Here is a 13,399-nt window from a genome sequence, read left to right as displayed (position 1 = left end):
AATAAAGGGCAAGGGGGTAGATGATTTAAAAAAAATCAGAAGAAAATACTAAAGGTCCGGGGACCCAGCCGCACCTTAAGGATCCGCAATGCGTTCCTGACCTGGGTCCGCACCGTAAGAGGGCTCAGGTTCAATTCTTCGGCTATTTGCTGGTGGCTCATGTTAAGCTGGCGGCTCATTTCAAAGATAAGGCGCATTTGCGCCGGCAGTGCCGCCACTTCCTGTTCAACAAGGCGGATCAGTTCCTTTTCCCGGAGCTTTTCATCCGTGATGTTTTCTCCTTTGTCGATAAAATTCTGCAGGGAATGAACGTAAGCGTCCTGTACTTTCTGATGGCGGATAATATTGAGCAGGCGGTTCCGTACCGATGTATAGAGATAGGCGGCGAGGCTGGTGCCAACCTGGAGGTGTGCGCGGTTATTCCAGAGATTGATAAATATATCCTGCACTACATCACGCACTTCCTCCCGGTCGGGAAAGCGTCTAAAGGCGTGACTGTAAAGGATGCCCTGGTATCTGGTGTATATTTCGTTCAGTGCAGCTTTATCTCCCAACCTTAACATGTCTAATAACTGATGGTCAGTATATGATTGGTATTGCATTCAGTGGAATCTCCATAAATATAAATAGAATTATGAGAAAGGGTATTCCTAAAAAACAAAAAACCCACAAGCTTAGCCTGTGAGTTCATCTTGTTTTGTCAGCGGAGGAAGAGGGATTCGAACCCCCGGACCTGTTACAGTCAACAGTTTTCAAGACTGCCGCAATCGACCGCTCTGCCATTCCTCCGCGGCAAAAGTATAAAACGAAATGTATTTAAAAAAAACTTTTTTGCTTGGAGATAAAGAAAAATCTACAAGTGCCTGTGGTAAAGGGTTTGCAGGCAAAAGGGCAGCATATCTTTGATATGCTGCCCCCTGAAAAGAGAAAACCTTAGTTCCCTTCTGTATATTTCTTGAAGTTGTTCAGGATTGCCTGCCAGCCGCCTTGTTGTAATTCCCTTGTATTCACTTCTTCCGGGTCAAATGTTTCCACAACCTTTGTAGCATTGCCTTCACCGCTGAAAGTGATCTTTACCGTTCTGCCATCACCCATTGTATAGGAGATGTATTGCTGATCTTTTACCTGGTCATAAACGCCTGCAAAATCAAAACTGAAACTGCCATCTTTTGCAGCCATGGTGGTGGAGAACTTTCCGCCCGAACGCAGGTCGTTTGTTGCGGCAGGAGCATGCCAGTCGTCTGAGGCGCTGCACCAGTTCATAATATGTGCAGGCTCGCTCCAGTATTTCCATACTTTTTCAACCGGGGCCTGAATGGTTGCTTCTACTGTGATAGGTGTTTTATTTTCCATGATTCGTTGTTTTGCAATACAAACTTACAACGCCACGGGAAGAGCGCCGGGGGGAGATTCCGACAAAGAAAGGGTTTAATGCGACAAGGGACCTTCAGACATCTTTCCGCATGCATACACTCAGCTCAGAATCCACATACTGGCCGTATTTAGCGGTAACGTTGTAGCCCCTGGCGGCATAAAGCGCCACTGCATCCGGCATATGGCTGCCGGTTTCGAGCATGCAGGCAGTGAAGCCTTCTTCAGCCGCCCAGGTTTCCAGTTCTTTGAGGATGGCACTGGCAATTCCTTTCCCGCGAAAGGCAGGCTGTACAAACATCCGCTTGATCTCTGCAGCAGTGGTATCAAAGGCTTTGAATGCGCCGCAGCCTACCGGGATATCATCAATATATGCTACCACGGTATGCTTCAGCATATCTATTTTGTTGAATTGCGCAAAGAAGCCATGTGCTTCGCCGTTCACACCTGCAAGGTATTGATCCAGCTCGCGTACAAGCGCTACGAAATCCGGGTTTTCTGATGTTGTTCTGATAAGTTTCATATACTGCTGGAGCCTCTGATGATCAATGTAGAAGGGATAACCAGCTGTTTTTTAGGCTGGCCGTTATTCTTCTTGTCCAATGCTTTCAGTAATACTGTTGCGGCAGACTTACCCATCTCAAATGCAGGCTGTGTTATAGTAGTAAGAGAGGGGTGGAGGATGGTAGCAATTTCAAGATTGGAAAAACAAACGATACGCAGCTGCTGCGGAATGACCAGTTGCAATTCATTACAGGCCAGGTACACGGTGGTGGTAAGCTTCTCCACAGATGCCACAATTCCATCCGGTCTTTTCTTTCGCTGCAGCAGTTCTTTTACGATCTCGATATTATAAGCAGGGTCATTGGTGCAAAGTACAATATCACTTGCTTCAAAGGGGATGTGGTGGTCCGCCAATGCCTTTTTATAACCTTCCATACGGTTGTTGCTGATGGCAAGGCTTTTGGAGATGCCGAGATAGGCAATCTTTTTACATCCCTTTTCTACCAGGTGCCGGGTAGCGGCGTAACCACTTTCAAAATCATTCGTTACGATCTTATCTGTATCCACTTCATCCAGCACACGGTCAAAGAATACCACCGGCACCTCTTTGTCCATCAGATCACAGATATGCTCGCAGGAGGTGGTTTCGCTGGAAACGGACATCAGTACCCCATCTACACGGCCACTGCCAAATTCCCGGAGTATGGCTTTTTCATTTTCAAAGCTTTCATGCGTAAGGCAGATCAGTACGTGATAACCTTTTTCTTTCACCACCGCTTCAATACCATTAATAGCGATCGCAAAAAAACTATCCGCGATCTCGGGGATCACTACAGCAATGTTTTTGCTTTTTTTGCCGCGCAGGCTGCTGGCATAAGGATTGGGTGTATAACTCAGCCGGTTGGCTACTTCCAGCACCCGTTGTTTGGTTTCTTCGCTGATCTCATAACTGTCCCGCAATGCCTTGGAAATAGTGGAAACGGATAAGTTCAATTCCTTAGCTAACGCTCTGATGGTAACATTCTTCATTTTCGAAACCGGTTTCGTAAATAAAGCTACACTATTATGCAAAGAATCTTGGGAAAAACGTCGAAATTAGGGAAACATTCCACAATTTTCTCACAGTAAACTGATGCTCCTATGAGTACCACACAAAAGTTCACCGAAAAAGAAATTAACCCTCTGGGAAGCCTTGATGAATGGGAAGATGCCGTTCTTGAGCGTTATCCTGATCCTGAAGCTATTGCTACCTCCAAATCCACAGAAGCATACCGCAATTACGAGGCGCCTGAAAGGGATACGGTAAGGGAATTCTACCGGCTGAACCATACTTATCAAACGTATGATTTTGTACAGGAAAAAAGAGCAGATTACCTGCGTTTCAATAAAAAAGAGATGCCCATCTGGGAGGCATTTGACTTCCTTAACCAGCTGGTAGATGATTCTGACCCGGATACGGACCTGGACCAGTTCCAGCACCTGCTGCAAACAGCAGAGGCTATCCGCAGGGATGGTCACCCGGATTGGATGGTGCTGGTAGGGCTCATGCACGACATGGGTAAAACCCTCTGCCTCTTCGGCGAACCGCAGTGGGCAGTAGTGGGGGATACCTTCCCCGTAGGCTGTGCCTACTCAGATAAGATCGTATACCCTGAGTTCTTTAAGAACAACCCGGATTTCAATAACCCGGAATACCAGACGCCTACAGGTATATATAAGAAAGGATGCGGTCTCCGCAACGTGCATATGTCCTGGGGCCATGATGAATATGTGTACCAGATGATGAAGGACAGCCTGCCGGAATCCGGCCTGTATATGCTGCGTTATCACTCCTTTTACTCCTGGCACCGGGAAGGGGATTATGAGCAGTTGCTGGATGATCACGACCGCGAAATGCTGAAATGGGTGAAACTGTTCAACCCTTACGACCTCTATTCCAAGAACCCGGTTCCGCCGGATTGGAAAGAGCTGCGGCCTTATTATGAGGACCTGGTGGCTAAATACCTGCCAAAAACACTGAAATTCTAATATACTACTGCCGGGTCCTGGATCCGGCAGTATAACTTTACCTATACCTGTACCGCTCGCTAACTAATAAATAACACCACTGATTATTGCGGGTATCAGAAAAAATCGGGAAATTATACGATGATTAATACCGGGGGCTTACCTAACACTATGCCGGCAGGGGATGTATCGTCCCGCCTGCAATCACTGGATGCATTAAGGGGTTTTGATATGTTCTGGATCATTAGCGGGGAGGAGATCTTCACCCAGCTTGCTAAGGCCACACATCACCCTGTACTGGAAACGATGGCTGTTCAGCTGCATCATTCCGAATGGAACGGCTTCACGTTCTATGACCTCATTTTCCCGCTTTTTATTTTTATTGCCGGGGTATCCATGCCTTTTGCCTATGCAAAAGCGGCCGTGGTCGGCAAAAAGAAGATATACAGCTCGCTGGTACGGCGTACCCTTATCCTCATTGTATTGGGCATGGTTGTGAACGGCCTGCTGCATTGGGAAGGATATGAGAACACCCGTTTTGCCAGCGTATTGGGCCGCATCGGCTTGTCCTGCTTTTTTGCGGCCCTGATCTACCTGAATTGCTCATTACGCATGCGCATCATTTGGGTAGGGATCCTCCTGATCGGTTACTGGGCGGCCATGATGCTGATCCCGGTACCCGGTTTTGGAGCCGGTGTTTTAACGCCGGAAGGGAACTTCGCCGGTTATTTCGACCGCCTCTTCCTGCCCGGCCATCTTTACCGCGAAGTATTTGACCCGGAAGGGCTGTTCTCTACTGTTCCTGCCATAGGCAGCGCCCTGCTGGGTGTACTCACCGGGGATTTCCTGAAGTCCTGCGAGTGGAGCCGGACGAAGAAAGGCAGTTACCTGGCCCTGGCCGGCGTAGTGTCTTTAATACTGGGCTATGCCTGGGGGCTTATCTTCCCGCTCAATAAACATATCTGGACCAGCTCTTTCGTATTGGTTACCGCCGGCTGGAGCCTGCTGTTGTTATCCTTCTTCTACCTTGTAATAGACGCCGCAGGCTGGAAGAAATGGAGTATGCCCTTCGTGTGGATCGGCACCAATGCCATCCTTATCTACATGGCATCGCATGGCATTGTTAATTTCAAACATACTTCCCAGTACCTGTTTGGAGGATTGATAAAGTTTACGCCCGAAGCATTTCATGAGGTGTGGTTGTGGTGCGGCGTACTGGCCATTGAATTAGCAGCGCTTTATTTCCTGTATCGCAAACGATGGTTCCTCAAAATCTAATTCCACCACATGAATAAACTACAGCTTGCTGACTACATTGTATTCTTCATCTATTTTGTTGCCATAGCCGGTTATGGTTATTATATCTACCATCGTAAGAAAGCAACTTCCACCAGCGCAAAGGAATTTTTCCTGGCGGAAGGTTCGCTTACCTGGTGGGCGATCGGCGCATCGCTGATTGCATCTAATATCTCTGCGGAACATTTCATCGGTATGTCCGGTTCCGGTTTTGCATTGGGCCTGGCTATCTCTACATATGAATGGATGGCCGCCGCCACTTTGATCATCGTAGCCGTGTTCTTCATTCCGCTTTACCTGAAGAACAAGATCTACACCATGCCGCAATTCCTCTCAAGGCGGTACAACGATAAGGTAAGTACCATCATGGCCGTGTTCTGGTTACTGGTGTATGTGTTTGTAAACCTTACTTCCATTATCTACCTCGGCGCGCTGGCCATCACTTCTATCACACCCATTAGTTTTGAATGGTGTATTGCAGGCCTGTGCATCTTTGCGCTGGTGGTAACGCTGGGCGGTATGAAAGTGATCGGGTATACAGATGTGGTACAGGTGCTGGTATTGATCGTGGGTGGATTGATCACTACTTACCTCGCATTATCCCTGCTGGCAGACAAGTTTGGGTACGATGGTGATATCTGGAAAGGACTGGGGGTGCTCCGCAAAGAGGCGCCTACTCATTTTCATATGATCTTTGATAAGTCGAACGCTTATTATAAAGACCTTCCCGGTTTATCTGTATTGATAGGAGGGATGTGGATCAATAACCTGGCCTATTGGGGATGTAATCAGTACATCACACAACGCGCGCTGGGAGCTGATCTTAAAACCGCCAGGAAAGGAATATTGTTTGCAGCCTTCCTGAAATTACTGGTGCCGGTGATCGCCGTATTACCGGGCATCGTGATGTATGTGTTGCATAAGAACGGCATGTTCCAGGAAGAAATGAAAAATGCAGCCGGTGTGTTAAAACCGGACCAGGCATATCCTACTCTGATGAACTTATTGCCGGCCGGCCTCAAAGGTGTGGCATTCGCAGCCCTCACAGCAGCTATCGTAGCTTCGCTGGCAGGTAAGGCCAATAGTATCTCCACTATCTTTTCACTGGATATCTATAAGAAGTTCTTCAATAAGAGCGCTACAGAAAAACAATTGGTGATCGTAGGAAAATGGGCAGTGGTCATTGCCATGTTACTCGCAGCCCTGGTAACACCTGCCCTGAAATCGCTGGACCAGGCATACCAGTTCATCCAGGAATATGTAGGCTTTATCTCCCCGGGTGTGCTGGCCATCTTCCTGATGGGCTTCTTCTGGAAACGCACTACGGCAGCAGCAGCACTCACGGGTACATTGCTCACCATTCCTATTTCTACCATATTGAAGTTCTTACCGGTATGGACGAATGGCGCCTTCCCTGATTATCCTTTCCTGGACAGGATGTCGATCACTTTCGTGCTCATTGTAGCCATCATGATCGTGATCAGTTTGTCTAAACCTAAAACAGCACCAACAGGTGAGGAAATTGAGATCGATACTTCCATGTTCCGGGTATCACCGGGTTTTGTAGTGGGTTCCGTGATCATCTGCGGTATCCTCACTGCGCTGTATACCGTGTTCTGGTAAAATAACATGCATAAAAGATAAAATAAGAGGAGTAGCGATTGCGCTACTCTTTTTATTTTTATAGTGGTATGAAGACCCAAACGTTGAACCCGGACTGTTAGACCCTTTTTTCATTTTTTATTTAAACTTCCACTTTATGAAAACATCAATGCTGAAAATGGCATGCGTACTGCTATTGCCATTACTCCCCCTCATTCAATCCACCCCTTTGACCGCCACGCCGCCACCACCATGCCCGGTACCTAACATCTCCTTCAGCTGGGATGATTATGGCTGGATAGATAATGGCTGCCAGCACGACGGGCTCAAAGAAAGGTTTGTGACCCTTCTTAATCCTAACCAGTATTCTTCCTGTGTTGAGCTGGAAATGAAGGTGGAAGACGTGTCTGATTACGGTACCTCCTCCAGTACACACTGGATGATGTTATGCTCAGGCAGCCGCACCTATGTGGGGCAGGACCAGGAGCAGTGGAACGACGCCAACTGCAACAGCCAGACCGATTTTGGTGAGTACAGTACACACACCTATTCATGGACCGGTAATTACCGTTGTCCCTGATAACATAAAGCCGGCTAAAAACTTTTAGCCGGCTTTATTGGAACTTTTTGTAATTATGCGGTAATAAAAGGTTCCACAATGATAACTAGCTTGCCAATACACTGTGCAAAAAGGGCACTTATGCTCTTAACTTTCCTGCTGGCTGCAGGTACTATCTCAGCCAAAAAAATACGCGTAAGGTCCATCGCTGAATTACAGACTGCTATTAACAGCGCCGCACCCGGAGATGTGATCACAATGGCCAGTGGTGTTTACACCACTACGGAAGACATTACCATTAACCGGAACGGAACAAAGGAGCAGCCCATCACCATTACCACGGAAAGAACAGGCGCCGCAGAGATCACCGGTGCAGGAGGTTTCAAAATAGTAAGCCCTTCTTCCTGGATTGTTATTTCAGGGTTTAAATTCACGCACGCTGCCAATAAAGCGGTGATGGAAGGCGGTACTGCTTTCTGCCGCTGGACGCGCAATATATTCATCAACACAGGAGAAGGTAATTATCTCACCGTTATCGGTAATGATCACACGGTAGATTACAATACCTTCCAGGATAAGAACTCTTTAGGAAAGTTCATTGGTGTAAGAGGTACAGGTAAACAGATCGCTGAAAGGCTCTGGATCCATCACAATTACTTCCATAACTTTTCTCCGCAGAAAGGGAATGGGGCAGAAGCCGTACAATTCGGGCTGAGCGGTTACAGCTTATCTTCCAGCAACAGCATCTTTGAATACAACCTGTTTGAAAACTGCGCAGGAGAAAACGAATTACTCTCTGTTAAATCCTCTGCCGTAACTATCCGTTACAACACCATCAGGGATTGTAAAGCGCAGTTCACTTTAAGGCATGGTAATTTCTGCAAGGTATATGGTAACTATTTCTACAACACCCCCGGCATTCGCATTTTTGGAGATGATCATATCATTTACAGTAATTATTTTGAAAACTGCAAACCTGCTATCAATGTAGGGAATGGTGGTGCGGAAGTAGCGGATGGCGCGCCTTTAACCAGTCATGATCGTCCTGATCGCGTAGTGATCGCATTCAATACACTCCTGAATAATGAGAATAACATTACCCGTACAGAACGCAAGGAAGGTATCGGTTCTACTTTTATCACCATTGCCTATAACATTATCCAGGGCGGGGGAGAAGCGATGAGTATACAAGGCCCGCTGTATGTGAATCCTACCTTTAAAGGGAATGTGATCTTTAATACCAAAGGTGCAGGGCAAATGCCGGAATCCGGTTATACTACCTTTGATCCTAAACTTACCAAAGATGGTCACCTGCAGAAAGGGAGCCCGGCCATTGATGCAGTAAAAGAAGGATATCCCGGTATCACCGCAGATATGGATGGCCAGGAACGTAAAGGCGCGCTGGACCTTGGGGCAGATGAAGTATCTGTACAACCTGTTACAGCACGTGCGCTTCATCCTGCAGATGTAGGATGCAATGCAAAATAAAACAGGTGTAGGTTGCAACACAAAATAAATGACCTGCAAGGGCTGGCACCTAAGTGTCAGCCCTTCTTCTTTTAATCAGGATTTAATCTTATCCCCTCCGGCCATTCGGGAAATATTGCTATTTTGGCTTTATGGATACGAGACGAGAATTTTTACGCAAAGCAGCCCTGTTGTCAGGCGCAGGCGGATTAGCCAACATCCTGCCCGAAACCATTCAAAGAGCGCTGGCCATCAATCCCGCCCCTGGCAGCAGTTACCTGGATGCTGAACATGTAGTGTTCCTCATGCAGGAGAATCGTTCATTTGATCATTGCTTCGGTACCCTGAAAGGCGTAAGAGGTTACAATGATCCCAGGGCCATTAAGCTGGAAAATGGCCATTCCGTATTCCTGCAAAGTAATAGTGCAGGAGAAACCTATGCTCCCTTCCGCCTGAACATCTTTGATACCAAAGCTACCTGGATGAGTTCCCTGCCGCATTCCTGGGCAGACCAGGTAGATGCCCGCAACGACGGCAAATACAACAGGTGGCTGGATGTGAAAAGTTCAGGCCATAAAGAATATAAACACATGCCCCTTACCATGGGCTACTATAACAGGGAAGATATTCCTTTCTACTATGCACTCGCAGATGCCTTCACCGTATGCGACCAGCATTTCTGCTCTTCCCTGACCGGCACCACACCTAACCGGCTGTACTTCTGGACGGGCACCATCCGCCATGAAATGAACGCCGGCGCAAAAGCGAACGTATACAATTCAGATGTGGATTACGGCAAAGAAGCCAGCTGGAAAACTTTCCCGGAAGTGCTGGAAGAAAACAATGTTTCCTGGAAGATCTACCAGAACGAGATCAGTGTGGGCGTTGGTCTTGAAGGGGAAGAAGATGCCTGGCTGGCCAACTTCACAGATAACTCCATTGAATGGTTCACGCAATATCATGTGGACTATTACGAACCGCATGTTCAATACCTGAAGAAGTTGCTGGAAACATTACCGGCAGAGATCGAAAAAGAAAAAGACGAAGCAGCACTCAAACGTAAAAAAACATACCTCGAATATGCAAAGAAGGTGATAGAAAAGGTAACACAAAAACCTTTCGATACCCTGCCGCAGAAAGAACAGCACCTGCATAAAAAAGCATTCACCACTAACAGGAATGATCCTGACTATCATTCCCTGAGTACATTGAAATATAATGATGGTGCTACAGAACGGGAAGTGCAGTTACCCAAGGGAGATATCCTGCACCAGTTCCGTGAAGATGTGAAGAAAGGTGAATTACCGGCAGTATCCTGGATCGTAGCGCCGGAGAATTTCTCAGACCACCCGGGCGCTCCCTGGTATGGGGCCTGGTACCTCTCCGAAGTGATGGACATCCTCACACAGAACCCGGAAGTATGGAAGAAAACCATCTTCATCCTCACTTATGATGAGAACGATGGTTACTTTGATCACGTGCCACCTTTTGTACCGCCAACACCCGGTAAAGCAGATGCGGGTAAAGTATCAGCAGGTATAGACCCTTCGGTAGAGTATGTAACGTTTGCTGCACAGGAAAAAAGAGGCGCAAGAGAAAGCGCGATTGGCCTGGGGTACCGCGTGCCGATGGTAGTAGCTTCTCCCTGGAGCCGCGGAGGATTTGTGAACTCACAGGTGTTTGATCATACTTCTGATCTGCAGTTCCTGGAAACCTTCCTGTCTCATAAACTGAAAAAGAAAATAGCATCTGAAAATATCACCGCCTGGAGGCGTACTGTTTGCGGAGACCTTACTTCCGTATTCAGGCCTTATAACGGAGAGAAGATAGAAAGTCCTGCGGCATTGAACAAAGAAGCCTTCATTGAAAGTGTACACAAAGCGAAGTTCAAAGCACCGCCTGCTAATTATAAGCTCCTTTCACCACAGGAAATAGCCGGCCCGCTGTCTGCCATCATGCCGCAACAGGAGCCGGGTATCAGGCCTTCCTGCGCTATTCCTTACCAGTTATCTGCAGATGCAAAGCTGAGTGCCGATCGTAAAAAAGTGGTGCTGCGTTTGAAAGCGGATAACACCCTCTTTGGCAAAAAGGCGGCAGGTGCGCCGTTTACAGTCTACGGGAAAGGTATTCGCAATTACGCTGTAAAAGCAGGTGATGTTTTAACAGATGAATGGGATGCTGCTGCTTATGCGCTGAATGTATACGGCCCTAATGGTTTTTACAGGGAAATAAAGGGTGATGAAAATGATCCGCGCTTAGATGTAACATTGGACAATGCGGTACTGAACTTTAATAATCATGGTAAGGAAACCTATACCGTAGAGATCAAAGATGTGTCTTATAAAGGTAAATCACGCGAAGTGAAAGTAGCAGCAGGAAAGAAAGCTTCCGTGCCATTGACGCTGGATACCAGCTTTGGTTGGTATGACCTCTTAATAACGGTACAAGGTGCAAAAGGATTTGCGAGAAGATATGCAGGGCATGTGGAAACCGGGAAGCCTGCGTTCAGTGATCCTTTGATGGGAAGAACTGTTTAGGATATTATCCCGGTAACATACGTTGCCGGGATTTTTATTTACTTCTTATATTTCCAGTTCCTGTCCTTCCCCTCAGCAATCCACTCTATTGCGGTAGCCACCCGCTTAAGCTTCGTAGCCTCCGTCTTCGCCTCATCTATCCAGTCAATGTATTCCTTTTTGCAGGAATAGCTAAAAGCATCAAACACCTTCGTAGCTGCTTTATTCTTCTTCAGTGCAGCCGCCAGTTCCCTGGGTGTTACCAGTTCCTTTTTCTCCTTAGGTACCTTAGGCACTTTGATATTATCCCTGTTCAGCGCATCCGCTTCCCGCAGGTAGGAGATCAGGATCTTCTCAGAAGGCAGGTCTTCCAGGGAAGTGATCCGGCCTAAACTCCCCATAGCATTTTCCGCCGCCTGCAGGATCCCCTGCTTGTCCTCCAGCAGGGAAGCCTTCCAGAAGCCAAAAGCGCAATGCTGCTTAAAGGCGGCCATACTGCACATATTAGCGCCATAAGTTTCAAAGATGGGCATGCCCCATTTAATAGTTTCCTCCGCATGCGGACAGGCTTTGTAGACGAGTTCCCGTAAATGTTCAAGGATGGGCTGTGCAAAAGGGGCAGATCTGGCGATGTAATCATCTACCTTTTTCATGGCTAGGGCTTTGTGAATGTACAAGTTAAGGAAATTTCATAACTTGTAGCGGTATATCGTCATCCAGTTCACCCACCCAAAGGTTCCCAGATTCAAATAAGTATTTATACCCTTTTTTTCGGGAAGTTCTACTTGCCCGAACATGTAATCGCTGTATTACCTTGCATTTACTCACATAAAAAACACAATGGTTATGAAAAGATCACAATCAGTGCCCTGGATTATTATCCTTTTACTACTGATACTGCTCATTTACAGGGAATTCGGCCGCGGCGGAGGCATTCCTGTGGACAGGGAGAGAGCAAAAGAACACATTATTACCATGAAGGATGCCCGCGACTATACGCATGCATTTGACAAGGCTAAAGATGAATTGCAGGCGCAGCTGAAAGATTCTTCCTACCTCTCCACCAGCTTTAAACTGCCTGTTTGCGAATTATTCAATAAAGACGCTATCGGCGCAATGCTCAACAAAAAAGGCGCAGATGGCATCCGTGTTTACCTGGGCCTCAACAGGGAACGGGAAGTGGTGTTTGTACTGGTACCTGTTGACGCAGCCGGTAAAGACCTCCGCGGCAAACTGTTTGCACAGAACAATTTCTGGATTCCGGGCGTAAGTACCGCCTATGCGCAGGACCTGGATACAAGCGGCCTTGGCGGTGAAGACGCTATTGAACGCGGTCACCGCTGCCCCCATTCATGCGATTTCGGAAGTCCGCTCGCAACGCTACCCTAATAATCCCCGGATCAATGTCCAATACTGTTACCCAGTTACTTAGTTTTACCATCATATTCCCAATGATCTTGGGGTTGATACGCATGCACCGTATACGTGCCAGCTATCAGCCCTTTTTACTCCTCCTTCTATTGGCGTTAACCTCGGAAGTGGTGAGTGAAGTAAGCATCAGGCTGACTAAAAGCAATGCCATCACCAGTAATATCTATACATTGCTGGAAGCTGGTGTGATCCTCTATCTTTTTTACACCTGGGGCTTTCTCAAGAAACGCCCCAGGTTAATGATCTTCCTCGCTATTATCTATTGTGTGGTATGGGTATTTGAAAACCTCTATATGGGCCTCCTGGCAGATGGCTTCTCCTCTTATTTTGTAATGTTATATTCCCTGGTAACAGTGCTTTTATCCATAAATGAGATCAATTCACTGATCGCCGCGTTCGGCGGTAACCTCTTCAGGAATGCTAAGTTCCTGATCTGTATAGGCCTTATCATCATGGGCGTCTACAGCGTGATCACGGAAGGTTTCCTGTTAATAGACCCAGATAATTCAAGAGTATCCAGGAATATCTTTAACCTCTTCGCTTTTATCAATGCTTTCGTTAATATTGTTTATGCAATAGCCGTCTGGTTTATCCCCGTAAGGGACGACTATTACTTTTCCAAGCGTTTCAAAGCGTAAGTGTTTCA

The 13,399-nt window shown here is 47.1% G+C and carries 13 protein-coding genes and 1 tRNA gene; 8 read left to right on the top strand and 6 right to left on the bottom strand.

What is annotated here, in order from left to right:
* Window positions 1-35 precede the first annotated feature (35 nt).
* The 5 genes from BUR42_RS10945 to BUR42_RS10925 all read right to left on the bottom strand — a co-directional run bounded on the left by BUR42_RS10945 (window position 36) and on the right by BUR42_RS10925 (window position 2,904).
* Window positions 36-602: an RNA polymerase sigma-70 factor gene (locus tag BUR42_RS10945; RefSeq protein WP_074239264.1), complete on the bottom strand. Its 567-nt coding sequence runs from the start codon at window positions 600-602 to the stop codon at window positions 36-38.
* Between the two features lie 102 nt (window positions 603-704).
* A tRNA-Ser gene (locus BUR42_RS10940) sits at window positions 705-789 on the bottom strand.
* 144 nt (window positions 790-933) lie between these two features.
* Entirely contained in the window at window positions 934-1,353 is a 420-nt protein-coding gene (locus BUR42_RS10935; RefSeq protein WP_074239263.1) for an SRPBCC family protein, read from the bottom strand.
* A gap of 94 nt (window positions 1,354-1,447) precedes the next feature.
* A complete protein-coding gene (locus BUR42_RS10930; RefSeq protein WP_074239262.1) occupies window positions 1,448-1,894 on the bottom strand; it encodes a GNAT family N-acetyltransferase in 447 nt (148 codons plus the stop codon).
* A complete protein-coding gene (locus BUR42_RS10925) occupies window positions 1,891-2,904 on the bottom strand; it encodes a LacI family DNA-binding transcriptional regulator (RefSeq protein ID WP_074239261.1) in 1,014 nt (337 codons plus the stop codon). Before BUR42_RS10925 ends, BUR42_RS10930 begins: the two co-directional genes overlap by 4 nt.
* A 111-nt stretch (window positions 2,905-3,015) precedes the next feature.
* On the opposite strand from BUR42_RS10925, the gene BUR42_RS10920 reads away from it, so the two are divergent.
* The 6 genes from BUR42_RS10920 to BUR42_RS10895 all read left to right on the top strand — a co-directional run bounded on the left by BUR42_RS10920 (window position 3,016) and on the right by BUR42_RS10895 (window position 11,343).
* The gene (locus BUR42_RS10920; RefSeq protein WP_074239260.1) at window positions 3,016-3,903 is read left to right on the top strand and encodes an inositol oxygenase family protein; all 888 of its coding nucleotides are present in this window, start codon (window positions 3,016-3,018) and stop codon (window positions 3,901-3,903) included.
* 150 nt (window positions 3,904-4,053) lie between these two features.
* Entirely contained in the window at window positions 4,054-5,160 is a 1,107-nt protein-coding gene (locus BUR42_RS10915; RefSeq protein ID WP_074240540.1) for an acyltransferase family protein, read from the top strand.
* A gap of 9 nt (window positions 5,161-5,169) precedes the next feature.
* Window positions 5,170-6,801 (top strand): sodium/sugar symporter, encoded by a 1,632-nt coding sequence (locus tag BUR42_RS10910; protein ID WP_074239259.1) that lies wholly within the window; start codon window positions 5,170-5,172, stop codon window positions 6,799-6,801.
* Between the two features lie 136 nt (window positions 6,802-6,937).
* Window positions 6,938-7,360 carry a hypothetical protein gene (locus tag BUR42_RS10905; RefSeq protein WP_143197409.1) on the top strand — a complete coding sequence of 141 codons (423 nt, stop codon included), beginning with the start codon at window positions 6,938-6,940 and terminating at the stop codon, window positions 7,358-7,360.
* Between the two features lie 120 nt (window positions 7,361-7,480).
* Entirely contained in the window at window positions 7,481-8,827 is a 1,347-nt protein-coding gene (locus tag BUR42_RS10900) for a polysaccharide lyase 6 family protein (protein WP_074239257.1), read from the top strand.
* A gap of 131 nt (window positions 8,828-8,958) precedes the next feature.
* The gene (locus BUR42_RS10895; protein ID WP_074239256.1) at window positions 8,959-11,343 is read left to right on the top strand and encodes a phosphocholine-specific phospholipase C; all 2,385 of its coding nucleotides are present in this window, start codon (window positions 8,959-8,961) and stop codon (window positions 11,341-11,343) included.
* A gap of 38 nt (window positions 11,344-11,381) precedes the next feature.
* Here BUR42_RS10895 and BUR42_RS10890 read toward each other — a convergent pair whose 3' ends face one another.
* The gene (locus BUR42_RS10890) at window positions 11,382-11,975 is read right to left on the bottom strand and encodes a DUF1801 domain-containing protein (RefSeq protein WP_074239255.1); all 594 of its coding nucleotides are present in this window, start codon (window positions 11,973-11,975) and stop codon (window positions 11,382-11,384) included.
* A 193-nt stretch (window positions 11,976-12,168) separates the two neighbouring features.
* Between BUR42_RS10890 and BUR42_RS10885 the strand changes: the two genes are divergently transcribed.
* Entirely contained in the window at window positions 12,169-12,711 is a 543-nt protein-coding gene (locus tag BUR42_RS10885) for a hypothetical protein (protein WP_143197408.1), read from the top strand.
* A 14-nt stretch (window positions 12,712-12,725) separates the two neighbouring features.
* On the top strand, window positions 12,726-13,391 hold the full coding sequence (locus tag BUR42_RS10880; RefSeq protein ID WP_234979653.1) for a hypothetical protein: 666 nt from the start codon (window positions 12,726-12,728) through the stop codon (window positions 13,389-13,391).
* The last annotated feature ends 8 nt before the right edge of the window (window positions 13,392-13,399 follow it).

It is taken from the genome of Chitinophaga niabensis, assembly GCF_900129465.1.
In the GTDB taxonomy this organism is placed as follows: Bacteria; Bacteroidota; Bacteroidia; order Chitinophagales; family Chitinophagaceae; genus Chitinophaga; species Chitinophaga niabensis.
This window is presented reverse-complemented; position numbering and strand designations above follow the sequence as displayed.

What these genes read in the sequence shown, in the direction of transcription:
- BUR42_RS10915 (WP_074240540.1), top strand. Translation starts at nt 4,054, where the DNA reads ATGCCGGCAGGGGATGTATCGTCCCGCCTGCAATCACTGGATGCATTA.
- BUR42_RS10925 (WP_074239261.1), bottom strand. Translation starts at nt 2,904, where the DNA reads ATGAAGAATGTTACCATCAGAGCGTTAGCTAAGGAATTGAACTTATCC.
- BUR42_RS10945 (WP_074239264.1), bottom strand. Translation starts at nt 602, where the DNA reads ATGCAATACCAATCATATACTGACCATCAGTTATTAGACATGTTAAGG.
- BUR42_RS10930 (WP_074239262.1), bottom strand. Translation starts at nt 1,894, where the DNA reads ATGAAACTTATCAGAACAACATCAGAAAACCCGGATTTCGTAGCGCTT.
- BUR42_RS10900 (WP_074239257.1), top strand. Translation starts at nt 7,481, where the DNA reads ATGCTCTTAACTTTCCTGCTGGCTGCAGGTACTATCTCAGCCAAAAAA.
- BUR42_RS10885 (WP_143197408.1), top strand. Translation starts at nt 12,169, where the DNA reads ATGAAAAGATCACAATCAGTGCCCTGGATTATTATCCTTTTACTACTG.
- BUR42_RS10910 (WP_074239259.1), top strand. Translation starts at nt 5,170, where the DNA reads ATGAATAAACTACAGCTTGCTGACTACATTGTATTCTTCATCTATTTT.
- BUR42_RS10935 (WP_074239263.1), bottom strand. Translation starts at nt 1,353, where the DNA reads ATGGAAAATAAAACACCTATCACAGTAGAAGCAACCATTCAGGCCCCG.
- BUR42_RS10895 (WP_074239256.1), top strand. Translation starts at nt 8,959, where the DNA reads ATGGATACGAGACGAGAATTTTTACGCAAAGCAGCCCTGTTGTCAGGC.
- BUR42_RS10890 (WP_074239255.1), bottom strand. Translation starts at nt 11,975, where the DNA reads ATGAAAAAGGTAGATGATTACATCGCCAGATCTGCCCCTTTTGCACAG.
- BUR42_RS10880 (WP_234979653.1), top strand. Translation starts at nt 12,726, where the DNA reads ATGTCCAATACTGTTACCCAGTTACTTAGTTTTACCATCATATTCCCA.
- BUR42_RS10920 (WP_074239260.1), top strand. Translation starts at nt 3,016, where the DNA reads ATGAGTACCACACAAAAGTTCACCGAAAAAGAAATTAACCCTCTGGGA.
- BUR42_RS10905 (WP_143197409.1), top strand. Translation starts at nt 6,938, where the DNA reads ATGAAAACATCAATGCTGAAAATGGCATGCGTACTGCTATTGCCATTA.